This is a genomic window from Paenibacillus sp. JQZ6Y-1 (assembly GCF_040719145.1).
GTDB classification, from domain to species: Bacteria; Bacillota; Bacilli; order Paenibacillales; family Paenibacillaceae; genus Saccharibacillus; species Saccharibacillus kandeliae.
Genome location: NZ_JBFDUZ010000003.1, coordinates 343,082 through 366,526, shown reverse-complemented (window position 1 = coordinate 366,526; position 23,445 = coordinate 343,082). Strand labels below are relative to the sequence as shown.

General features: G+C 48.2%; 21 protein-coding genes. 12 read left to right on the top strand and 9 right to left on the bottom strand.

Annotated elements, in window-relative coordinates:
• Positions 1–59: 59 nt before the first annotated feature.
• On the top strand, positions 60–524 hold the full coding sequence (locus tag ABXR35_RS17865; protein WP_367063384.1) for a gamma-glutamylcyclotransferase family protein: 465 nt from the start codon (positions 60–62) through the stop codon (positions 522–524).
• Between the two features lie 161 nt (positions 525–685).
• Here the strand turns inward: ABXR35_RS17865 and ABXR35_RS17860 are convergent, their stop codons facing one another.
• Positions 686–1,885, bottom strand: coding sequence for a M20 metallopeptidase family protein (locus tag ABXR35_RS17860; RefSeq protein ID WP_367063383.1), 1,200 nt, complete (start codon positions 1,883–1,885; stop codon positions 686–688).
• 428 nt (positions 1,886–2,313) lie between these two features.
• Here ABXR35_RS17860 and ABXR35_RS17855 point away from each other — a divergent pair, with 428 nt between their 5' ends.
• Both ABXR35_RS17855 and ABXR35_RS17850 read left to right on the top strand, forming a co-directional pair.
• A complete protein-coding gene (locus ABXR35_RS17855) occupies positions 2,314–2,796 on the top strand; it encodes a hypothetical protein (RefSeq protein ID WP_367063382.1) in 483 nt (160 codons plus the stop codon).
• Positions 2,797–2,930: 134 nt separating this feature from the next.
• Positions 2,931–3,821 carry a class I SAM-dependent methyltransferase gene (locus tag ABXR35_RS17850; protein ID WP_367063381.1) on the top strand — a complete coding sequence of 297 codons (891 nt, stop codon included), beginning with the start codon at positions 2,931–2,933 and terminating at the stop codon, positions 3,819–3,821.
• A gap of 182 nt (positions 3,822–4,003) precedes the next feature.
• On the opposite strand, the gene ABXR35_RS17845 is transcribed toward ABXR35_RS17850, so the two are convergent.
• The 7 genes from ABXR35_RS17845 to ABXR35_RS17815 form a co-directional block, all read right to left on the bottom strand.
• The gene (locus ABXR35_RS17845; protein ID WP_367063509.1) at positions 4,004–4,537 is read right to left on the bottom strand and encodes a DoxX family protein; all 534 of its coding nucleotides are present in this window, start codon (positions 4,535–4,537) and stop codon (positions 4,004–4,006) included.
• 392 nt (positions 4,538–4,929) lie between these two features.
• Positions 4,930–5,166 carry a hypothetical protein gene (locus ABXR35_RS17840; protein WP_367063380.1) on the bottom strand — a complete coding sequence of 79 codons (237 nt, stop codon included), beginning with the start codon at positions 5,164–5,166 and terminating at the stop codon, positions 4,930–4,932.
• Positions 5,167–5,437: 271 nt separating this feature from the next.
• Positions 5,438–6,319: a ketose-bisphosphate aldolase gene (locus ABXR35_RS17835; protein WP_367063379.1), complete on the bottom strand. Its 882-nt coding sequence runs from the start codon at positions 6,317–6,319 to the stop codon at positions 5,438–5,440.
• Between the two features lie 69 nt (positions 6,320–6,388).
• Complete coding sequence (locus ABXR35_RS17830) at positions 6,389–7,498, bottom strand: PTS fructose transporter subunit IIC (RefSeq protein ID WP_367063378.1); 1,110 nt, start codon at positions 7,496–7,498, stop codon at positions 6,389–6,391.
• A 16-nt stretch (positions 7,499–7,514) separates the two neighbouring features.
• A complete protein-coding gene (locus tag ABXR35_RS17825; protein WP_367063377.1) occupies positions 7,515–7,829 on the bottom strand; it encodes a PTS fructose transporter subunit IIB in 315 nt (104 codons plus the stop codon).
• 97 nt (positions 7,830–7,926) lie between these two features.
• The gene (locus ABXR35_RS17820) at positions 7,927–8,391 is read right to left on the bottom strand and encodes a PTS sugar transporter subunit IIA (RefSeq protein WP_367063376.1); all 465 of its coding nucleotides are present in this window, start codon (positions 8,389–8,391) and stop codon (positions 7,927–7,929) included.
• Entirely contained in the window at positions 8,366–10,363 is a 1,998-nt protein-coding gene (locus ABXR35_RS17815; protein ID WP_367063375.1) for a BglG family transcription antiterminator, read from the bottom strand. Before ABXR35_RS17815 ends, ABXR35_RS17820 begins: the two co-directional genes overlap by 26 nt.
• Positions 10,364–10,724: 361 nt before the next feature.
• Between ABXR35_RS17815 and ABXR35_RS17810 the strand changes: the two genes are divergently transcribed.
• The gene (locus ABXR35_RS17810; RefSeq protein ID WP_367063374.1) at positions 10,725–11,591 is read left to right on the top strand and encodes an aminoglycoside 6-adenylyltransferase; all 867 of its coding nucleotides are present in this window, start codon (positions 10,725–10,727) and stop codon (positions 11,589–11,591) included.
• Between the two features lie 53 nt (positions 11,592–11,644).
• On the opposite strand, the gene ABXR35_RS17805 is transcribed toward ABXR35_RS17810, so the two are convergent.
• Positions 11,645–12,694: a cysteine peptidase family C39 domain-containing protein gene (locus ABXR35_RS17805; RefSeq protein WP_367063373.1), complete on the bottom strand. Its 1,050-nt coding sequence runs from the start codon at positions 12,692–12,694 to the stop codon at positions 11,645–11,647.
• Positions 12,695–13,081: 387 nt separating this feature from the next.
• Here ABXR35_RS17805 and htpG point away from each other — a divergent pair, with 387 nt between their 5' ends.
• From htpG to ABXR35_RS17765, 8 genes are all read left to right on the top strand, one after another.
• Positions 13,082–14,983, top strand: coding sequence for a molecular chaperone HtpG (htpG, locus tag ABXR35_RS17800; protein WP_367063372.1), 1,902 nt, complete (start codon positions 13,082–13,084; stop codon positions 14,981–14,983).
• Positions 14,984–15,138: 155 nt separating this feature from the next.
• Entirely contained in the window at positions 15,139–16,029 is an 891-nt protein-coding gene (locus ABXR35_RS17795; protein WP_367063371.1) for an ATP-grasp domain-containing protein, read from the top strand.
• A 60-nt stretch (positions 16,030–16,089) separates the two neighbouring features.
• The gene (locus ABXR35_RS17790) at positions 16,090–16,683 is read left to right on the top strand and encodes a bifunctional transcriptional activator/DNA repair enzyme AdaA (RefSeq protein WP_367063370.1); all 594 of its coding nucleotides are present in this window, start codon (positions 16,090–16,092) and stop codon (positions 16,681–16,683) included.
• Positions 16,684–16,764: 81 nt separating this feature from the next.
• Positions 16,765–17,391: a flavin reductase family protein gene (locus tag ABXR35_RS17785; protein WP_367063369.1), complete on the top strand. Its 627-nt coding sequence runs from the start codon at positions 16,765–16,767 to the stop codon at positions 17,389–17,391.
• A gap of 360 nt (positions 17,392–17,751) precedes the next feature.
• Positions 17,752–18,945 (top strand): extracellular solute-binding protein, encoded by a 1,194-nt coding sequence (locus tag ABXR35_RS17780; RefSeq protein WP_367063368.1) that lies wholly within the window; start codon positions 17,752–17,754, stop codon positions 18,943–18,945.
• A 183-nt stretch (positions 18,946–19,128) separates the two neighbouring features.
• A complete protein-coding gene (locus ABXR35_RS17775; RefSeq protein ID WP_367063367.1) occupies positions 19,129–20,967 on the top strand; it encodes an ABC transporter permease in 1,839 nt (612 codons plus the stop codon).
• Between the two features lies 1 nt (position 20,968).
• The gene (locus ABXR35_RS17770) at positions 20,969–22,180 is read left to right on the top strand and encodes an ABC transporter ATP-binding protein (protein ID WP_367063366.1); all 1,212 of its coding nucleotides are present in this window, start codon (positions 20,969–20,971) and stop codon (positions 22,178–22,180) included.
• Between the two features lie 485 nt (positions 22,181–22,665).
• Positions 22,666–23,439, top strand: coding sequence for a PHP-associated domain-containing protein (locus ABXR35_RS17765; RefSeq protein WP_367063365.1), 774 nt, complete (start codon positions 22,666–22,668; stop codon positions 23,437–23,439).
• Positions 23,440–23,445: the final 6 nt, after the last annotated feature.

The following is a 23,445-nucleotide window of genomic DNA, read 5'->3' as shown; positions in this document are numbered from 1 at the left end:
TGCTGGAAGGAGAGCCGTTGGAGAATTTGTTGATTAAAAAATGGTAGGAGGCGTGAGGAATGCAGAAAATGGCTTCGTATCGGATGTTTTGTTATGGGACGCTGACCAGTATGGAATTGCAGGTGGTGTTGTTTGGTGGGGTGAAGCCGATGGAGCCAGCAGTATTGTCCGGTCATGCAATTGTAGCGGATGAGGATGGATATTTTTATTTGCGGGAAACGCCCAAATCGGTCGTTTATGGACAATTGCTGCGGCTAACCGAAAAGGAACTGGAGATCGTCGATATATGGGAGGACGTTCATCGTTCGCTATATGAGCGGCAAACGATTCAGGTGGAGGTCGAAGTGCAGCCGCGCGACGGAACGATGCCAATGTCACGCATCGAAACGGTATATACGTATATGAAAAATAACCCGCAAGCGGCACATCCGATCAAATCGGGAACCATCTCCAATCATCCCTTACATGATGTATTGGAAATGGCGAGACAGCTGCGCGTGGACGAGAAGAAGTTGTTCGAGTAATCATTCATCTATACAACAACAGTCATCCATACAACAATACCATGCAAAAAGCCCGTATCTCCAATATTCGGAGATACGGGTTTCTGTGTGATCACTCATGCGAGAATACTGGTGTGAGATGATGAAATCACTGTGATGCAGCAATCAGTTATTGCGGTAGATTAGCTAACCGATGCCGTTTCTGGCGAGGAGGTCAGCAGCTTGTCAGCGACAATGCTGAGGAATACTCTGCCTGTATTCAGCAGCGCACGCTCATCAATGTCGAAGCGTGGATGGTGATGCGGGAAGGCAGTGTCTTCATTTTTCTGAGAACCGACATAGAAGAAGTTGCCCGGACGCTCTTCGAGATAATAGGCAAAGTCTTCCGCGCCCATAGCAGGCGGAATTTCCAGCAATGCTTCTTCGCCTAACGAATCTCTCACCAGAGAGCATACGTATTCCGCTTGTTCCGGCGGATTGACTACAGCCGGATAGCCATGCGTATAATCCAGTGTAAAGGTTGCACGGGACGCAGAGGTAATGCCCTGCACAATCGTTTTAATATCGTCTTCGATCTTCACACGTACTTCAGGATCGAATGTGCGCACTGTGCCTTCGATTTTGGCAGTGTCAGCGATGATGTTGAAAGCTGAGCCTGCTTGGAAGACACCGACGGTTACAACCGCCGATTTGAGTGGATCGATATGGCGGGAGACGATGTGCTGTAGCGCTCCAACGACCTGACTGCCGACTACAATAGAGTCAATCGTCTGATCGGGGCGTGCACCATGACCGCCTTTCCCTTGAATGATAATGGAGAAGCCGTCTGCTGCTGCCATAGCTGGACCAGAGACGACAGCGATTTTGCCATAAGGAAGGTAACTTGCCAGATGGGCGCCATACACCTCATCGACGCCTTCCAGTGCACCATCTTCGATCATCGCTTTGGCGCCGCCCGGAATTTTCTCCTCGGCATGTTGGAAAATAAAACGAACGCTACCTTGCAGCTGCTCTTTATGCTGGCTGAGTACTTTGGCTACGCCGAGCAGAGATGCGGTATGACCGTCATGACCGCAAGCGTGCATCACGCCGTCATTTTGCGAACGGTACGGCACTTGATTTTCTTCATGAATCGGCAGTGCGTCAAAGTCTGCGCGGAAAGCGATGGTCGGTCCCGGCAAAGCGCCCTTCAGATCGGCAAGCACGCCGCCTTCACCCACATTCGTGCGCACCTCATACCCAAAGCTTTGTAATGTATCTGCGATAAACTGCGATGTTTTCACTTCTTGAAACGACAATTCCGGGAATTGGTGCATATGTCTGCGCCAGTCCACAATATCCTTTTCCAATTGTTCCAATTCGCCAAACCATTGTTCTCTCATATACATCCTCCTGCCGCCAGTATATAAATTCGCTGCAACATAACAGAACAACGGAAGACGATCGCTAGATTGCCGACCATTCTGCCCGCTTTACTATGCTGCACCGTTGTATTGGCTTTTTGTTAAAGTATCACGATGAGCGAGCGGCGTCAAACGGGAAGGTTAGATAGAATGACTAGATAAATGTGGAAAATGATCGTTATTATGGATAAAGATGTATTACAATAGAAAGAGCCGATCCCGCGAAAGTATCTGTGTACAGGCACATGAGCGAGTGGGAAGAACAAAATAGGGGAATGTATAAATTACGTTAAAAAATGAATAAATTTATATAATAAAATTTACATATAAATGATAAGTCGCTGGCTATTGGATCGAAGAGTCTGGGAATATATGTATAGGTCATACCAGAGAGAAGGAGGACGGAAGTGGAAGCGAGAACATGTTATGAAGAAGTGAGAGGGCATCCGCCAGATTTTCGTGTACGATACCGATTTTATACCCCAGAAGAAGGGGGGCGCCGTGGATTGCCTTGGCAAGGGTATCGCCCAGATTTTGCTTATGAAATGCCGGTAAAGCATGTATCAGCAGAACAAGGAGAGACGCCGGCAGTACTAGAACGTAAGGGAGGCTATAAGAGTTTGCTGCCAGATGTTCCTATTTCGGAACTGTATATGATCCATCCAGAATTTGAGAATGAACGTGGAGAGATCATTATGAGTATAGAGCAGGTTCCTGCAATAGGCACAGCGAGTATGTGGATTCTTATTCCCGAACGGCGCAGTCAGATTCATGTCCATCAGCTACAGATCGGTACACGCGCTTATATGATGGAAGGCGCACGGGCAGTTGCTGAAATGGAAGTCATTGAGATTGTTGGCTTACACAGCAATCCGACTGACACGATATAAAAAAGCATGAGCAGCCAACAATAGATACGCAGATTAAGCGTCATGTCATACAGTAATCTCACACCATAGCAATAGGCAGCATAAATACCGCATCATCGTGATGGACGATAGGTATACATGAGAGGGGTAACAATATGAGCCACGAATACGGAGTTCATGAACGTCAGCAGATTTTAGATGAGATTGTGAACTGTATGGCAACTGCGCAGGAGCACATGGATGTTCAGCGTATTCAGACAGAGCACCGATTGAAGCTGGTCGAATTTTGGGATATTCAGCCGGGGAGTTCTGTGCTGGAAATTGGCTGCGGACAAGGGGATACGACAGCCGTACTGGCATGGGCGACCGGGTCAGACGGATACGTGCATGGTATTGATGTGGCAACGCGCGACTACGGAAGCCCGATCACCGTAGGCGATTCGGCGAATGTTTTGCTGGCGTCCAAGTTAGGTGCATCGATACGCATGGAATATGAGGTAGATGTGCTGAACCCAGACACACAGTTTCCAGAAGATGCGTTTGATTATGTGGTGATTTCTCATGCGTCGTGGTATATGGCTTCGTTTGAAGAATTGCGGCAAATTCTAAAGCGTGTGCGGCATTGGGGCAAGCGGTTGTGCTTTGCCGAGTGGGATACGCGGATTCAGCATATTCAGCAGTTTCCGCACCTGCTGGCGGTGTTGATTCAGGCAAAATACGAATGCTTCAAGGAAAATAGTAACGCTAATATTCGCACCCTGTTTACGGTGGACGATATTCATCGTGTCGCCGCAGAAGCAGGCTGGATTATCGAACGCGAGCAGTCGATCCAATCGGTACATTTGCAGGATGGGCAATGGGAGACGGATATGGTGCTGGATGCGTATAAGGATGAACTGGAGGCATTGTCTGACATACCGGACAAGTTGCGCTCGCTCATTGAATCGGAAGTGCGAATGCTAGAGCATTCGGTGCAGCAAACGGATCAGATTGGCTCAATGGCGACGTATGTGTTTGTGGCGAGTCGGAGCGTTTCAGTCGAGTAGATGGTTGTAGGCGATGATGGGGAACAATACTAGTTTTTGAAATAGAAGCAGTACAATTCAGTATGCAATAGAAACGAATCTCAAAAAATAACGCGCAATCTCTGTTAGGAGGATGCGCGTTGTTTTTATATGATTTTTTAGAGTACTGCTGATTTGTTCACGGTAGTTATAACTCTAAATGGTTACGCTGCTTTGTGAGTTGGTGCGGTTGGGGCTCCGTCGCCGTTGTGTTTGGGTTGACGTTTGAAGACGTGAGCTTTCAGGTAAGGCAGTACCCAGCGATCCAGACCGATTTTACCAGCGTTGGCACCAGCGACGACGATGAATACTTCCAGCAGGATCAAGTACGGGTTGGTGCTAATTGTACCCGAGAACAGGAAGGCAAAGTTCATGACCATACCCATCAGAGCTGCTACCGTTGTGAATGTACCAAGGATCAAGCCAAGACCAACCAAGAATTCACCGACAGGTACGAGGATGTTGAACAGTTCCACATTCGGAAGGGCAAAGTGTTGCAGGAAGCCCGCCCATGCTGCTTTGACGACCGGTTTTTCACCGGTGCTGAGTGTGATTGCATTAGTGAGGAAGCCGCTGGCATCGAAGCCACCAGTTAACTTACCCCAGCCACCTTCAATCCATTGAAAACCAACATATAAGCGAAGGACAGTTAACAGCCACATTGCGATTTTATTTTGTCTGAGCCATGCGTTCATGATTCATACACTCCTTAACATGATATATTTGGGTTTGCGGTGCTGATGTCAGCACATTGTTGTTATCTTATGGATCAGTCAGTTGCTAACAAGGGAGCGGTCGGGGCGTGAACTGCTGCCGGTGCGACCGGTTGCTGCTGCCCTGTGCTGCTGATCTTTTGTTGTGAGGGATGATCATCTCTTCCATGCCTTTATATTAAATTAAAACTAAAATTTAATATGTGATATAAATCACAATCTAATATAAAAATGAAAATAAATGTGCGGAATCTTCGTATGGTGGGCTTGGGGTTTGGTTGATGCTCCAAGCGTATGCGGATAACAACTGACTATAAAAAAGAATCCGGTATTACGCAGCATCCTGTGATCGTCTGCTTGAAGACGTTCATTGCTGGTTAACCGGATTCTTCTTTACGTTGTTGTCGCCGCTTCTCCATCCACTCCAAAATCTGATAGATCCATACGGCTACCGCGATGTAACAGGCGAGATTGACCAGATAACGGATGATATTGCCTGTGCTCAGCAAGCCTGCCGTAAGATCGTATTGCAAAAAGGAGATTTGCTTGAAGCTCCAATTGCCAATCACATTGGACAGCAGAAAAGCGAGAATGAACTTGCGCAGAACCTTCATCCAACCAACCTCCTTGATTGCGATTGAGGAATTGTTGTTACCAGTATATCATCCTACTAATCATTTACCCTCGATGAATTGTTCTGCGTACAGAACAGTATCTAAGATGATTGATTATAATTGCAACTGTCATTGTAATCTGGTTTGCCATCGGGGTATTTAGATTCCTTGTCACCGGATCGGAGCAATAAGAAAATGCCCACTGTATACTAGCATACAGCGGGCATTTGTATGATCATGCGATTGGATTGATGATGATAGGATATGTTCTTTATTGCAGCACCGGCTGCTTCTGATACAGCTCGCTTTTACCTACAGACTGGAACAGCTCCATTTTGTAGCGAATGACTTCTTGTGCGGCGATAATACATTCTGGATAAATAACGTTCGGGTCCCACCATTCCTCGCGGGCGAGAATTTCGCGCGCTTTGGCGAAGTAGGCGTATTTCATATCACTGGAAATATTCACTTTGGCGATACCCATCGTGACAGATTGGGCAATCTCGGCATCTGGGTTGGAAGAGCCGCCATGTAGCACAAGCGGAATATCAACACGTGTAGAGATGTCCTGCAAAATATCTAGCTGTAACTTCGGCTTTACATGCTTCGGATAAATGCCATGCGCGGTCCCAATCGCTACCGCTAATGTATCTGTACCCGTACGACGAACAAAATCCTCCGCCTGATTCGGATCAGTATACGTCACCTCGGTTACACCGCCTTCGACTGAATTGCCGGTACTTCCAATCGTACCTAGCTCTGCTTCGACGGATACGCCGACTGCATGCGCCAGCTCCACCACCTGCTGAGTGAGCGCGACATTTTCCTCATACGGCAGCAGCGAACCATCAATCATGACGGAGGTGAATCCGCATTTGATTGCTCGAACCACGTCCGCAATTGAGCCGCCATGATCCAGATGAATGACAAAGGGAACACTGCTTTTCACTGCCCGTTCACGTACATATCCGAAAAACTCATCCGTTACAAATTCCAATTCCGTCGGGTGAAAGGACAGAATCGCAGGGGATTGCGAACGCTCGGCTTCCTCAATTACCGCCCGTACAAAGGTACTATCCGCAATATTGAACGCCCCTACCGCAAATTTGTTCTCCTGTGCGACTTTTAGCAGCTCGCTCATCGTCAACAACATGGTCAACACTCCTCTTCATTTGTAGTGGTTGTTTGGTGACAGCTGTGCGTGATCGTAGTGATAGCAACGTTAGATCTTTTCCGCCTTTTCAAAGGTAAATACGATATCATCTTCATCCACCTGCTGGTCAATGCTATCGTCAAACTGCTCGTCCAGCTCAGTCACAGGCTTCTTGATCGCGGACAGCACGACCGCGCAGATGGTAGTACCGATCAACAGTGCCAGCATGAACAGCCATGGATGGGTGAACAGTGGGACAACGAATAGCCCGCCGTGTGGTACAGGCGCTTCCACGCCCCATGTCATGATCAGACCGCCAGCGACTGCCGAAGCAATAACGCAGGAGAGCACGACGCGCACCAGATCACGGGCAGCGATGGGAATCACGCCCTCGGTGATCATACAGATGCCCATGGGGAAAGCAGCCTTGAGCGCTTCCTTTTCCGCTTTGGTGTACTTGTTGCGAGTGAACAGATAGGATAGGGTGATGCCGAGCGGCGGGATGATCGAGCCGACAAATTTGACAGCTTCCGGTCCATAAATGCCCTGTACGAGCAGACCGTCAGCGAACAGCGACATCGTTTTGTTAACGGGACCACCAAAATCGAATGTTGCCATCGCACCGAGTACAGCGCCGAGTACGAATTTGGAGCCACCCTGCATCGATTCCAGCATATGCACCAGCCCGTTTTGCAGCCAGACGATCGGCTGACCGATAAACAGGAACATCACCAATCCAGAGAAGGCGGTTGCCAGCACCGGAATAATCATGACCGGCATCAAGCCCTGCATGGAGGCGGGTAGCCGGATATATTTTTTGATTGCGAGTACTACATAACCGACCAAAAAGCCGCCAACCATACCGCCAATAAAGCCTGCCTGAATCTGTCCGCACAGATAGCCAACGATCAGACCGGGCGCGATGCCGGGGCGGTCGGAGATGGAATAGGCAATCGCCGCACAGATCAGCGGTACGACCAGCCCCATACCCCAGCCGCCAATTTCATTAAGATAATACGGAATAGTGCCAACGGCTTTGGATACATGGATACCACCCAGCACTTGTCCAAGCGCAATACAGATTCCCGCCGCCACAATCAATGGAATCATGTATGAAATACCGGTTAACAGATGCTTTTTGATGTTTTGACCAATCAGTTTACTACGGGTCGTCATCATTAGTCCCTCCCAGCAATCAGATGGTTGCCAGCGATTTCTCTACCTTCTCCACAAACTGTACCGGCGATTTGATCACCGTCTCTGTTTTGACGCGAATAATCGGTTTGCCTTTGAAGCGTTCCTCGCCGCCGATCTTGATGTCGACTGCCAGAATGACCACATCAGCAGCAGCAACATCGGCGGATGATAGTTCATTTTCAGTACCGATGGTGCCTTGTGTTTCCACTTTGATCTCGTGACCGCGCGCTTGAGCGCCTCTGATCAGCTTCTCACGGGCGATATACGTATGGGCAATACCTGCGGTGCAGGCGGCAACAGCAACAATCTTCATCTGTTATTCCTCCCTAATGCACTGGATTTGAATATGGAATGAGAGTCATATCTTCGTATGCAACGGTACGCTTGAGATGGGGAACGGCTGTATTCCGTTAGTGTGTCTCGGCGTGAATCGAGAACAGGGCAATCAGCTTATCCGGGTCCGGTTCGGTTAGCAGCCTGTCCACCACCTCCTCATCAGCAAGTGCAGAGGCGACCTGCGACATTAATTTGATATGTGTGGTTGTCTTATCCACCATGCGGACGGCGAACAGAATAATGCAGTGTACAGGCTTGCCGTCAATCGTTTCCCATGGGATAGGGTGAGCGGTGCGTCCGATGGCGAGTGAGGTTTGCAGTACAGCTTCGGATTTGCCATGCGGGATAGCGATATGATTTTCCAGACCGGTCTGTCCTTCGGCTTCGCGTTGGTATATGTCGGCGACAAATTCGTCGACCGAGGATAGCACGCCCTGTTCATACAGCAATTCGCTCAACTCATGAAAGACTTCATCCTTGGTTGTGGCTTGCATATCCAGCTTGATTCGATGTTTATTGATGATTTTCGTGATATCCATAATGATCCTCCTTCAATCGTTGCTGAAATGAAGTGCTGTTGACGTGCGAGCCTGACATTTGAAGCAAATGCTCGCGACCGCCGGAGAGATGATACCAATCGGCAAGCTGTGATAGCAGCTTCAATGCGGTAGGGTGATCTGGCAAACAGAGCAGCCAGTCGAGCGACTGAATGCGTTCCTCCGCATCGCAGGTGATGATCAAGCCAAGCTGTGGTTGAGATGCGGCGGCGCTGGGCAATAGCGATATGCGGTCACCGCAGGACAGAACGATGTGCTCCAAGCCGGTTAATTGACCGCTGCGCTGACGTTTGCCGCTCATTTTGCCAGCGAGACGTCGGATCGCACGCGCCTTATCCTGCGTAATCACCTCCAGATGGCGGTCATCCAGATAGCGACTAAAATGGGCTTCCGGCGAAGTGACTTGCTCGTGCGTCCTTTCATGTTGCAGAATATGCGTCGTGACTTGTTTGACATCATCATCATTGAATAGAGCGCTTACATAAATGACGGGCCACTCACTTTCGCGCAGCTTAACGGTGGAGATGATCAGATCAATGGTAGATTCCATTTCCTGCATCGCCTGTGATAGCTGACTCGACGATACAATCTGGACAATCTCCCAGTCGGGAAACGCGCGTACGATCCGGCTTTTCAGCAGATGGGAAGTGCCGACACCGCTAGAGCAGACGAGCAGCACACGCTGATGGCGTACTTGCTGTTCCAGTGCATTTTGAAAATACAATGCTAGATAGCCAATCTCATCCTCACTCATATGCCGAATATGCAGCTGTTCCAGCATCAAGCCAATCGATAGTGCAGTACGATCATAGACGGCTGGGAATTCATACTTAATCTGCTGAATGAGCGGGTTTTTGATCGAGATTTGATATTTGAGCCGGTTCAGCATGGGCTTAAAATGAACCAGCATGCCGTGCGCCAGCTGCTCCGTGTCCAATGACGAGGTATGCGACAAGGTAGCAAAATAACGGATCAACTGCTGTACCAGCTCAGGGATATGCGGATGATCCTGCAATATCAGCTCAGTAGCGGAATTTGGATGCAGTGATACGCCAACGCCAGAGCTAATCAGATATTGATAGATAAAATACACTTCTTCTTCTGGCAGCCGATTGCCACGGTACGCTTCAATCTGTAGCAGCATGCGCCGTGCTAAACGGAAAATGCGTTCATCCGGCGATTGAATCTGTGCAGTATCAAGCTTACCGGTCAGCAGCTTGCCGTGCTCCATACGCTTCATCAGAATGAGCAGATGGGTGAGAATATTGATATAGTATGGATCGCCAATCGGATAATGCAGCTCCTGCTCGGCTTCCTCTAGCAGTGATTGGACAAAGGCGATATCATCCGCAGCAAACTGCTGCTTCAATTCGCGAAAGGTCAGTCGATCCAGCCGTTCATGCACCGTGTATTCGGCGCCATATGGCTCCGTCAGAATCAGATCATTGATCAGGTGCATAAATGCTTTGCGAATGTCGGCTTCGGAGCCGGTGATGCAGGTGCCACGTTGATGACGTACAAGCTTGAGTTCAAACGGTTCCAGCATGTCCTCAATCCAGCGCAAATCGTTAACGATAGACGCATTGCTGATGTAATACTGGGTTGCTAGTCGACTGATCGACGTTTCATGCGGAGCCTGACTGAGCAGCTGTGCCAGAATGCGGATACGCCGCGTCTGGATCGACAGATGAATGCTTTCAACTTCCTCTGACTGCTCGTGCAGATTGAGCTGTGTTCGCTGTATCGTGGTCAATTCCAGTCGATAGCCGCGTCCGGTTTGCTTTTGCAATTCGATGTTGCAGCTTTTGAGCAATTCTTCGATTGTTTGTAGCTCCCGATAAATGGTCTTTTCCGATAGCTGCATATGGTCAGCAAGCTGTCTTGCCGTCATATATTGCTCCTGCTTGAGCAGCAGATCCATCATTTGCTTTTGCCTGAATGATAGCGTTATCATAAATATCACCTCCTGAAAGCGACGAGCGAAAGAAGCTTGATGTCTCTCTCGCTACGGCTAGATGGACTGACTGTGTATGATACGAATGACAGACGTCTATACGTGCGGCTCACCCTCATGATGACTTTAGAGAAACTTGCCTGTATGCAGCCCGAATCGTCTGTACGTATGGGCTGCCAGATGAGGTGCCTTGTGGTGATGAGTTCATCATAGCACGGTAGGGAACGTGCTAAAATACTAAAACATGTCCGTAATATATGGTCAATTTAATAGACAATTGGCAGAGATACAGATGGAGAGTCGGCAGGATGGGAATGTACAAATGCTGTATTCACGTGAAGGAAGAGGAGGGCATACACGGATGCGAAGTGAGCAACAGATGATGGAGCTGATTGTGGGTGTGGCACAGCAAAATGAGCATGTGCGGGCAGTCGCGATGAACGGCTCGCGTGTGAATCCAGCGGCAAAACGGGATTGTTTTCAGGATTATGATGTGGTCTATATCGTGGATAACATGAAATCTTTTATGGAGAATCAGGAGTGGGTGGATGTGTTTGGCGAACGGATTATCATGCAGATGCCAGAGCAGGGGACACTGATTCCGTCTGCTAACAATGGCAGCTTCATGTACCTCATGCTGTTTGCCGATGGAAACCGGATCGACCTGCGTCTACTGCCAATGGAGCAGCGATATGACTATGTGCAGGAGGATACGCTAACCGTCGTGCTTTTGGATAAGGATGGCATCATGCCGACGGTATCCTCGCCGACCGATGCAAGTCATGTGGTGAAGCTGCCAACCGCGCAGAATGTTGCCGATTGCTGTACTGAATTTTGGTGGATATCGACGTATATTGCAAAAGGGCTGCGGCGCGGCGAGCTGCTGTATGCGATGGATCATCTGAACCGATATATGCGTCCGATGCTGGAGTTGCTGCTGTCATGGAAGGTGGCAAGCGAACACTCAGAAGGCATCAATGTAGGTAAAAGCAGAAAGTACTTGCACCATTATGTATCGGAAGAAGTCTATCGTCGTCTATTGAACACGTATCCGCGCGCAGAAGCCGAAGACATCTGGAACGCCGTCTGGATCATGACCGCCTTGTTTGACGAAACGGCGCAGCAACTGGCACAAACGTTGAAGCTGAATAGCAATCGGGATGAAGCAGAGCAGGTGCTTGCTTATTTGAAGTCAGTACACGATCCTACTACCTATACTCAGTCGTAGCAGGGAGCGCTGTATAATGGCGTATCATAGGGCCCTATGCTTAATCTTGTGATCTACGACTCGCCCAGCATTCGCTGTTGGAAACGGTCCGATACATGTTGCAAGCGGCGAATATGCATAATACTTTGTGAAATTTCTCGTTCTAGGGCGGCAGTCACATGAATCTCGGTTGCCATACTGTCCAGAATACGCTCACGAGAGCTGCGCGGCTCAAATGTATGTAAATAAGCAGAACGAATCAGCGACCAGCTACGCACACTTTGGGCAAACCCCTCTACCAGCTGGCACATCGCCTGATTCTGCTCCACGCACAGCTTATCTAGCAATCGGACAAACTGCATCCGAGATTGTACAATATATAGCAGCTCCAAACTCAGCCGATTCATACTGCCCGGGCCGTCATGCTGTTGCTGCTCCACTGCTAGCCGATCCAGCTCTGGCAACTTGTTTGCCAATTGCAGCATCGATTCAAACATCGGACAAGCTTCCTGCTTTTGCGCCAGATTGCGCTCTGCGCTGCGTACCAGAATCTCGTCCAGCGAAGGCTGCTGTACAATCGGACGATACTGATCATGCGTCGGCCACATTGTCATTAGCTCGCCAGCAAAGCCCAAGCTAAAGTCGCTTACCGATTGTGGATAATGATGCGTCATATACGCTACATCCGTACAAAACAGCTGATGCGTTAGATCATCGTAGCCAGTAATCAGATAAAAGTTAGAACTGTGCTGCTGCCCATAATTTTCTGGAAACCAGCCGCAGTAAAAGGAATCGCCCTTCACCAGCACCGGACGCTTCTGCGCCAGCTCAAGCCGGATCAGTGCCAACGCTTCCTCGGCAGGTAAATAGTTAGAGACGCGGTAATCGATTCGACTCCAGTCGAGAATCTGTTCATATGAGGTGTTGTACAATACCGATTCCTGCCCAAGCGCGGCAAAGCCGGACGATGCCTGCTCCTTTAGACAGGAGAACGACCAAGCATCGGCAAAGGCATACATATAATCGCTGCCCACATAAGCGGCAGCACTGGCGACATTCCCAGTCAAGCTGGACCATTCAAATCCCGGTAGCGGTTTCAGCTGGATGCGGTACGAGTGGGGCATCGGTATTCACTCCTTGGTGCCTACGATCAGGCGAATTATGTATTTTAAAATTGGATGTTTGCATAGGCAATAACTTTTTCTCAGCAGAGGGACATTAAGAGTAGTATATAATAGTTCAGTTAGTGAGAAAAGAGGATACCTACAATGTAAATAATATACAGTGATTCCGTATGAAGATTATCTTTCCGTAAAGTGGATGGAATGGCCGCAAACATTGACATGGAAATTGGGAATATGATATATAAAAGATAGGTTTAGCACTCAGAGTATTAGAGTGCTAAATACCAACGCCACAATACATAAGGTATCTGCTATGCGGCAGAATAGTCGCTCAGCGGAATATGCCTGCTATTTTATATAAGAATGGAAAGGGGCTTTCACTTAATCATGAGCAAAAAGCAATTTCAAGCCGAATCCAAACGCCTGCTAGAAATGATGATCAACTCGATCTATACGCACCGCGAAATTTTCCTGCGCGAGCTGATCTCCAACGCAAGTGACGCTATCGACAAAATTTACTACAAAACACTGACCGACGACAGTCTCACCTTCCACAAGGAAGATTACTACGTCAAAATCAAGCCAAACAAAGAGACTCGTACCCTGACCATCTCCGATACAGGGATTGGTATGACTGCCGAAGAGCTGGAAAACAACCTCGGTATTATCGCGAAGAGTGGCTCGCTTGCCTTTAAAAAGGAAAATCAAGCGCAGGATGGTCATAATATCATCGGTCAATTCGGTGTCGGCTTCTACGCTGCCTTTATGGTTGCAGACGAAGTGACTGTCATTACTCGTGCACTGGGCAGCGACCAAGCGTACAAATGGCATTCCGAAGGTGCAGATGGTTATACCATTGAGCCGACGGACAAAGAAACTGTCGGTACCGACATCATCCTCAGCATCAAAGAAAACACCGAGGACGATCAATACGATGAGTATCTGGACGAGTACCGTCTGCGCAATATTGTGAAGAAATATTCCGACTTTATCCGCTATCCGATCAAAATGGATGTGACCAACAGCCGTCCGGTGGAGAAGGCAGAAGACGCAGCCGAGGATGCACAGCCGGAATACGTGGAATATACCGAAGAACAAACGATCAACAGCATGATCCCGATCTGGCGCAAAAACAAAAGCGAGCTGACCGACGAAGATTACAACAACTTCTATCAGGAGAAACGTTACGGCTTCGACAAGCCGCTCAAGCATGTGCATATCAGTGCTGACGGCGCAGTTGTTTACAACGCGATCCTGTTTATTCCTGAAAATACACCGTTTGACTATTACACCAAAGAGTACGAAAAAGGGCTGGAGCTGTACTCTAACGGCGTCCTGATCATGGACAAATGTGCCGATCTGCTGCCGGATTATTTCAGCTTTGTCAAAGGGATGGTCGATTCCGAAGACCTGTCGCTGAATATCTCGCGCGAGCTGTTGCAGCATGACCGCCAGCTGAAGCTAATCGCCAAAAACATCAAAAACAAAATCAAATCCCAACTGCAAAGCCTGATCAAAGACGAGCGCGACAACTACGAGAAGTTCTACCAGTCGTTCGGTCGTCAGCTGAAATTCGGCGTGTACAACGATTACGGCATGCACAAGGACGATCTGCAAGATCTGCTCATGTTCCATTCGTCCAAAGAGAAGAAGCTGGTTACACTGGATGAGTACGTATCCCGTATGCCGGAAGATCAGAAGTATATCTACTATGCGGCTGGCGATTCCATTGAGCGGATCGAGAAGCTGCCACAAACCGAGATGGTATCGGACAAAGGCTACGAAATTCTGTACCTGACCGACGACATCGACGAGTTTGCAATCAAGATTATCAGCGCATACAAAGAAAAAGAATTCAAATCCGTATCCAGCGGCGATCTTGGTATTGAGCCAGATGACAAAGATGAAGCGGCTGAAGCGGAACAGAACGAAAGCAAAGAGCTGTTCGCAGCGATGAAGGATGTACTGGGCGGCAAAGTGAAAGATGTCAAAGCATCCAAACGCCTGAAATCTCACCCAGTCTGCCTGTCCACCGACGGCGAACTGTCGATCGAGATGGAGAAAATCCTGCAAATGATGCCAAACAGTCAGGATGTCAAAGCCGAGAAAGTACTGGAAATCAACATCAACCACGATGTATTCCAATCGCTGAAAAAAGCGCATGAGAGCGATGGCGAGAAGCTGGGACTGTACACGAATCTGCTGTACAACCAAGCCCTGCTGATCGAAGGGCTGCCGCTGCAAGATCCGGTTGAGTTTACGAATGATATTTGTAAAGTGATGGTGTAAACTTAGTTTTATTACACTTTCATAGCGAATAACGCATTTATATGTCATTATATTCTTGTATAAAAAAGCTTCTTTTATCAAAATCATTTGATAAAAGAAGCTTTTTCTCTTATATGTGTTAGGAGTACTATTAACTAAAGAAAGGCGGTAAGACGATGTATATTGTGTTTTGTTCTAATCCTTTTTATCCGAAACAAGTCGATGATGAATACAAAAGTGAGTTTGAAGCATGTAAACAATATGGATTTACGACCTTGCTATTTTCTTTGGAAGAATTGATTGAAACTCAAAAAATAAAAGTATATCCTTCAATACATACAGAATCCCAAGCAGCTATGTATCGAGGTTGGATGCTAACTGTTGAAGAATATACATTGCTGTATAAGAAGTTAAAAGAAAAAAATATAAACTTACTGACCAGTCCAAGCGAATATGCAAATGTTCATTATTTTCCAAATGTATATTCGCAGATCGAGAAGTACACTCCATTAACGACATGGACAAGTAGAGAACATATGCACGACGAAAATCATATATTGAATCAGGCAGCTGTATTTGGAGATTCAGCTATTATTGTTAAAGACTATGTAAAATCCAGAAAACATGAATGGGATACTGCATGTTATGTTCCTAGTGCCAATGATAAAGAGAAGGTTTTAGATACGGTACAAAATGTCATCCGTTTGCAAGGAAGAGCACTTAATGGTGGAATTATGTTCCGGCAATTTGTAAAACTTGAATCGATTGGAACACATGAGAAAAGTGGAATGCCATTATCTAAAGAATTTAGAATCTTTTACTTTAACCAACAACCTGTATTGACCGAGAATTATTGGGAAGAAATACAGTATGAGCAAGATCAGATCCCCATCTCTTTTTTCAATGAAGTTGCAAAACGTATTCCTAGTCCATTTTTTACAATGGATATTGCGCGGACGGTGGAAAAGGAATGGATCATCATTGAGGTAGGGGATGGTCAAGTATCTGGGTTGCCTTCTTATGATCTATCTCATTTATTTTACGAGAAGTTGGCGTTGGAGATATAGTTCATGTACAGAACAGAGTATACAGAGTCATAATACAATACGTACAGGAGTGTGATCCAAATGAACGTGATGCGACCCGCAACGACGAACGATTCTCCTGTACTAACCGATTCGTACTGGCAAGCGATCGTTCAAAATGATGAACGGTATGATGGAGAGTTTTTTTACAGTGTCAAAACGACGAATATATTCTGCCGTCCGTCGTGTAAATCACGAATACCGAATCGAAAAAATGTACGTCTGTTTACTACGGTTCAACATGCTATGCAAGCGGGCTTTCAGGCATGTAAGCGATGCTGTCCTGATCAACTGCAAACTCCGCAGGAGCAGTGGGTAGAGGAAATTGTGCAGCTGATACACCAATACTTTTGGGACGATCTGAAACTGGAAGAGCTGTCGCGGCTGGCGAGTGGAAGCCCGTTTCATTTGCAGCGCTCCTTTCGCCATATGAAAGGATACACACCGGCACAATATGTGCAGACCGTACGGATACGCGAAGCAGAAAAGCTACTATTGACGACAACGCAGAGCGTATCGCAAATCGGCATGCAGGTGGGACTCGACAATCCTTCCTATTTTGCCACGTTATTCAAACAAAAGACTGGCTTCACGCCAACCGCGTATCGTCAGCAGCATCTATTCGATGCAGAATGAAGCCGCAAGATAACAAAAGAAGCGTATCTCTCTGTGATCTATACTATGTTCATATTACGGATCACAGAGAGGGGCATCTTCATGCATCAGACGATTCAGCCGCAAATTTTATATTTTGGTACACCTGTTGTCATCATCAGTACACTCAACCCAGACGGCACGCCGAATATCGCACCGATTTCGTCTATCTGGTGGATGAATCAATCGTGTATGATTGGCATGTCGAGTCGTTCGCAAACGATTGCCAATCTCAAACGAGAACAGCAGTGCACGATCAATCTCGCTTCTGCCGATTTGGTTCATGTCGTTGACCGCTTGGCATTGACGACAGGCTCGTTTCCCGTGCCTGAGTATAAGCAAAACATAGGGTATGTGTACGTGCCGGATAAGTTCAAGCATGCTGGTTTGACGCCGGTAGCATCACAGACGGTTCAGGCGCCATGTATACAGGAATGCCCAGTGCAAATGGAAGCTGTACTGGAACAATCGTATGTATTTGACCAAAAAAGTGGCGGACATCTATGTGCTGCTGAATTGAACATCAATCGCATTCATATCGAGGAAGCATTGCTGAACGATCAGAAGCGTATTGTCGCCGAACGCTGGCATCCGCTGATTATGAATTTTTGCGAGTTTTTCACGACAGGGTCTACGATTCATCCTTCCCGCTTGGCAGAGCCGTTTACCAAGCAATACTATAACTCTTGAGACATTCGCTGCCATCGGCGAGATGCCTCATACACAGGAGTGTCATCATCAATCGCCCCAAGCTTACTTTCCTCACAATGAGGGGAGTAAGCTTTTTTTGTGATACTACGAGCTTTTTTTGATAATAAAATACCAATTTTACAGAAGATAATAATTTTTTACCAAAATCGACATATAGCTTAATATCATTTTGACACTTCGCCCGTAGTATGGGACATGCAGGCAACGATACCGTATCTACAAGTCATACATAATCTCCATCCACATCCACTTTGCCAATTTTGCTACTGTCCGTTGACTGCACACGCAATCTCGAGTTGTCCATTCCCAAGCCCATTATCAATATTCCAGGAGGAATTTATGAACACAACATTCAAAAGGAAATCTGCCCTTCGTAAAGCAGGCGCGACGAGCTTACTCTCCATGCTGTTGATTCCAGCATTGCTGTTATCTGCATGTGGGAACAGCACCGATTCATCTGTTGCTAATGGACAGGCGGCATCTACAGTTACCACGAGCGAGACGGCAGACACGCTATACCAACAGGCAAAAGAAGAAGGCGGCAAAGTGGTCGTATACTCCACATCGGGTCGTGCCAACGATGCGGCAGAAACCTTTATGAAACAATACCCTGACATCAAGGTTGAGGTCAGCAAAGTGAAATCTGACGAGATGATGGACAAGGTGACGAACGAGCAGGATGCCGGGCAATTCAATCCAGACGTGATCATCACCAAGGAAGTTAGCGGAGCAGTTGGCAAGGAAATGGTAGAGCAAGGTCGCTATCTGAAATATCTGCCAGATGACATTGCCGCTAAAGTGGATGAGCCGTATCGCACACAGGCGCCGGGCTATGCCAACTATGTGGAGTTCCGTACCCTCTTTTACAACACCGATCATTACAAGCAGATTCCAGTCACCAACTGGTGGGATCTGACCACGCCAGCATTTAAAAATAAAGTATACGTTGCTGATCCGCTCAGCTCGCCAGCATTCATGGATCTGTTCACAACGATGGTCATTCATAGCGATGATATGGCAGCGGCATACAAGGAAAAATTCGGCAAGGACATTCAGCTGCAAGGAACAGAAAATGCTGGATATGAATTCATCCGCCAATTGTTCGCCAACGGATTAACCGTGCTCAAGGGCAGCGACGATGTACTGGACGCCATCGGCAAAACGTCCAGCGATGCAGTCGGCATCGCCGTTTCGGGTGATGTGTCCAAAGTAGAGGAAAAAGGCTGGCATGTACAGCCAATCTATGACATTAAGCCGAAAACCGCCGTACCGGATGCAGGGTATCTGTATCTCGCCAAGCAAGCTCCGCATGAAGCGGCAGGCAAGCTGTTTATCCGTTGGATGATGGGCGAAGCTGACGGCAAGGGAGAAGGATTGGCACCATTCAACGAAGTTGGTTCATGGGTACCTCGCTCGGATGTGGAGACGAAGAATCCGATTGGCTTTGAGCAGTTGAATCTGTGGGATTTTGATGCGGATACGTTGTATATGACCTCGCCGAAGGTACGCGATTTCTGGATTAAACAAAAATAGACCCCCATTTCTTACAATGAGTGAATGTATAGTCATCAAAATAAGCTACCTTGTAATTGTTATGAGAATGTAGAGATGTAAGAACAAGACGAGTAAGAATAAGACGATGACTGTAAGCAATGTAGTGGAATCAGGCATTCCTGTCTTGTTCTGGAACATTCTATCTTAAAGGAGACCAACGACATGTCGAGCACGCCTATCCGTACCCTGTCTCGCCAACAACAGCGGCTTCGCCTCCAGAATACACTCATTCGCTGGCTGCGTAGTCCGGTTCATCTAATCGGCGGGCTTGGCTTGCTGTTTCTCGCATATACGATTGTATGGCCCGTAATTAGCATTCTGATCTCCACCTTTGTGTGGAAACAGCAGGATATGCGCGTGACGGCGGAAGCGAATCCGGGGCATTTTACGCTGTACCACTGGCAGCGAGTGCTGGCAAGTGATATTAGCACCTCGCTCTTTTACAAGCCCGTACTGCACGCTGGTGCGGTCGCGCTGACGGTTGCCGTGCTGTCGATGCTGCTCGGCTGCGGGTTAGCATGGCTGGTGACGCGCACCGATGTCCCTTTCAAAAAGGGCATTACCTTTCTCGCGGTCATTCCGTATCTATTGCCGTCATGGGTCATTGCGCAGGCGTGGCTAACCTTTTTCAAAAACGATAAAATCGGCGGTACACCGGGCATCTGGCAATCGCTCACCCATCTGAGTACACCGGACGGGCTGGCGTACGGATTCCTTCCGATTGTGATGTCGCTGACGATCCATGACAGTGTGTACTTCTTTCTCTTGGTTGGAGCGGCGCTTAGTTCGATGAATACGCAGTTGGAGGAAGCGGCGAGTATTAGCGGAGCGGGACGACTGCATATTTTGCGCAAAATCGTCTTTCCACTTATGCTGCCAGCGATTCTGTCAGGCTTCATTCTTACCTTTACGCGGGCGATTAGCTCGTACGGTGTACCTGCGATTTTGGGTACACCCGTGGATTTTTATATGATTTCGACGATGCTCTATTCCAGTATGCGTGCGCGCTTAACAACCGAAGCGCATGTGCTCGGTCTGATGCTCATGCTGATCTCCATGCTGATGATCTACTGGAACAGCCGGATTATGGGGCGGCAGCGCAGCTTTGTTACGATTACGGGCAAGGATAGTCCCCGTACCCTGTTAACGCTGGGCAAATGGCGTTCGCCAATAGCAAGTATCATGACGGTTGGCATGCTGCTCATCTCGGTTGTACCGCTGCTGATTCTGCTGCTACAAACGTTTATGCTGCGTGAAGGGGTATACAGTCTGGATAATCTGACACTGCACTACTGGATCGGTGGCTCGGTCAGCGAGATCAATTCTGGAGAAAAGGGTGTGCTGCATAATCCGATCTTCCTACTGGCGCTGCGCAATTCACTGTTGATCGCTGGAGCTTCTGCGATCATTGCTGCTGTTTTCGGATTGATTCTCGGTTATGTGGTAGCACGCGGCAAGCAGACATGGATTGGGCGTACGGTAGATCAGGTGTCATTTCTGCCGTATCTGATGCCCGGCATTTCGCTGTCGGCAATCTATATTACGATGTTCGCCAAGCCCCATTGGATTGTTCCAGCACTGTACGGTACGATCTGGCTGATTATTTTGATTAGCGTGGTGAAGGAACTACCATTTACAGTCAAGGCAGGCAGTGCCGCGATGATGCAGATTGGCGGCGAGTTGGAGGAATCGGCGCAGATGAATGGAGCGTCGTGGTGGAGACGGTTTCGGCGCATCTTGCTGCCGCTCAATCGGAAAAGTCTGCTATCTGCGTTCTTACTTGTTTTTATTGGGGCGATGAAGGAGACGGAGCTAATCATCATGCTGGTGACACCGCGAACAGAGACGCTGACCACGCTAACATTTGAGTATGTGGAAAAGGGTTATACTCAGCTAACTAACGTCGTACTGATGATCATGATCGGCATCGTCATTGCCGTGTATGCGCTGGCAACCCGTTACGGCAAAGCCGATCTGACTACAGGAATTGGAGGACAGTAATATGAGTGCAATACAATTGCAGGGCGTACAGGTGCAGATCGGCAGCAAGCACGTACTATCTGGTATCGATCTGACCGTAGAAAAGGGCGAATTCATGACCTTTCTCGGTCCATCCGGTTGCGGCAAAACGACCCTGCTGCGTACAATTGCCGGATTGCAGCAGGCGAGTGGAGGAAGCATCGTATTGAGCGGTCGCGAGGTCGCCAATGGGGACACCGCCTACCATATGGACCCAGCAAAGCGCGGACTCAATCTGGTATTCCAAAGCTATGCGCTATGGCCCCATATGTCCGTATTCGACAATGTCGCCTTCGGCTTACAGGTACGCAAAATGAGCAAAGCCGACATTCGCCAAAAGGTACAATCGGCTCTGGAAAAGGTACGCATCGCTGACCTATCTGACCGCTATCCGAGTGAACTGTCCGGCGGACAACAGCAGCGCGTTGCCATTGCTCGTGCCATTGTCACCGAGCCAGAGCTGCTGCTACTCGACGAGCCGCTGTCCAATCTGGATGCACGGCTGCGGGTAGAGATGAGAGCCGAGCTGAAGCGACTGCACCGTGAGTTGGGCGCCACGATCATTTACGTTACACATGATCAACAGGAAGCGTTGACACTGTCCACGCGGATCGCCGTCTTTTTCGATGGCAAGATCGTACAAGTGGATCGTCCACAGGAACTGTACCGTCGCCCTGCCACACTGCGGATCGCCGATTTCTTCGGTAATGGTGGTATGGACACCAACCATCTGGAAGCTCAGCTTGTTCCCACCGATGGCGGCAATCTGTACGTCAGCAGCCCCGTCTGCTCTTTTGCCGTTGCTCGTGCTACAAGCGAAGTCAATCCAGCAGCCCAAGACAATCATTCCCTGTCATCCAGCCAACCCGTCATCCTAACCATCAAGCCCGAACACATCCAATTACAAAAGCACCACACACCCGGTGCTATTCCCTGCACCATCGAAAGCATCATCCCAGCAGGTGCCGAAACAACCGTAACCGTACACACCAACGGCAGAACCCTAACCGCCCGCACCCTAGGCGACATAACGTACGAACCTAGCACACAAGCATACATGCTCCTACAACCAAGTCACATCAACCTATACCACGGCGAAACGGGAAACCTACTCCCAAACATAACCCTAATCCCAACCCCCATCGCCGACCCAACCCCCTATACCTTCCCCAAACGCGAAAGCATCCGTGCTTGAGAAGGGTATAGGGTATACAAAAGGTATAGAAAGAAAAGTAATACATGCGGCTTGGTAAGGAGAAGCAGAAAAACAGAAATGGCTATCTCTAAATTACCAAGTCCAATCTCATAGTCACCTTATACCAATCTTTCAAAGTAACATGCCCTACATTCCTTAACCTACTACTCCCATCCCCCTCCGGGTGAATTTGCTGCACTGGTTCTACCAAAGTATGCAAATCGCTCGGAGCGGAGGGAAGGGAATTGGGAAAAAGGACGACTTCTAGTGTTTGCGATTTTCAAACACGGGGTTCAATCAAAAGTGATTTTTGCGAAGCAAAATATCTTACTGCTTTGGAGGTGCGAGAATCTACAAGTATTTCCTAATCCGTAGATTCTCGTAGCTCCACCGGAGTCCGTTTCCCAATCCCTTCCCGGAGCGCAGTATACTCGATCCACACCAAATAAACCCAATCCAAATACATTCACCCGGAGGCACCCACAATGAAATTCGATTTCCACATTCACGCCAAACTGTCCAAAAAAACCGACTTCTCCATCGACCATTTCACCACCATCCTCGACGAAGCCGTGATGCACGGGCTGGATGCGATCATCCTGACCGAGCACTTCAATACCCATCGCTTCGACGATGTATACGGCACGCTCGACAAGCATTTTCCATGCAATGGTCACTATTACGATCGTAACGGATTCCGCATCTTTACTGGTATGGAAGTAGACGTTGCCGAGGGCGGTCATATCCTGATCAGCGGACCGAAGGAGCAACTGCTGAACGTCCGTAAAGCACTGGAAGGCTATACCTCATCAGATCACTTTATCCCGTTGGAAGCCTTGTTCGAGCTGTGCGAACCTGCTGGTCTGATGGTCATCGGCGGTCATCCATTCCGCGAATCCAATCATCTGTATCATGTAGCACCAGAGCTGCTGCGTCGCTTCGACGCTTTTGATCTGAATGGCAAAGATCTGCACGAAATCGGTATTCAGGAAAATATCGCGAAAGTACTAACATTAGGTGAGGAGCACGATGTACCTGTTGTGGCAGGCAGCGACGCACACCAGATGTTCCAAGTCGGCTGCGTGTACAACGAATTACCGGGCAATTATGAGACGGTTGCAGACATTCGCGCCGCCATCGCCGCTGGACAGTGCAAGCGCCACATTTCGCCGTCTCTACATTTACAAGTACGCGCCGCTAATACGGTGAAAAAAATGCTGAAAAAGAAAGTCGAGGTTGTCGATTCACTGCACGGATAATCGTTT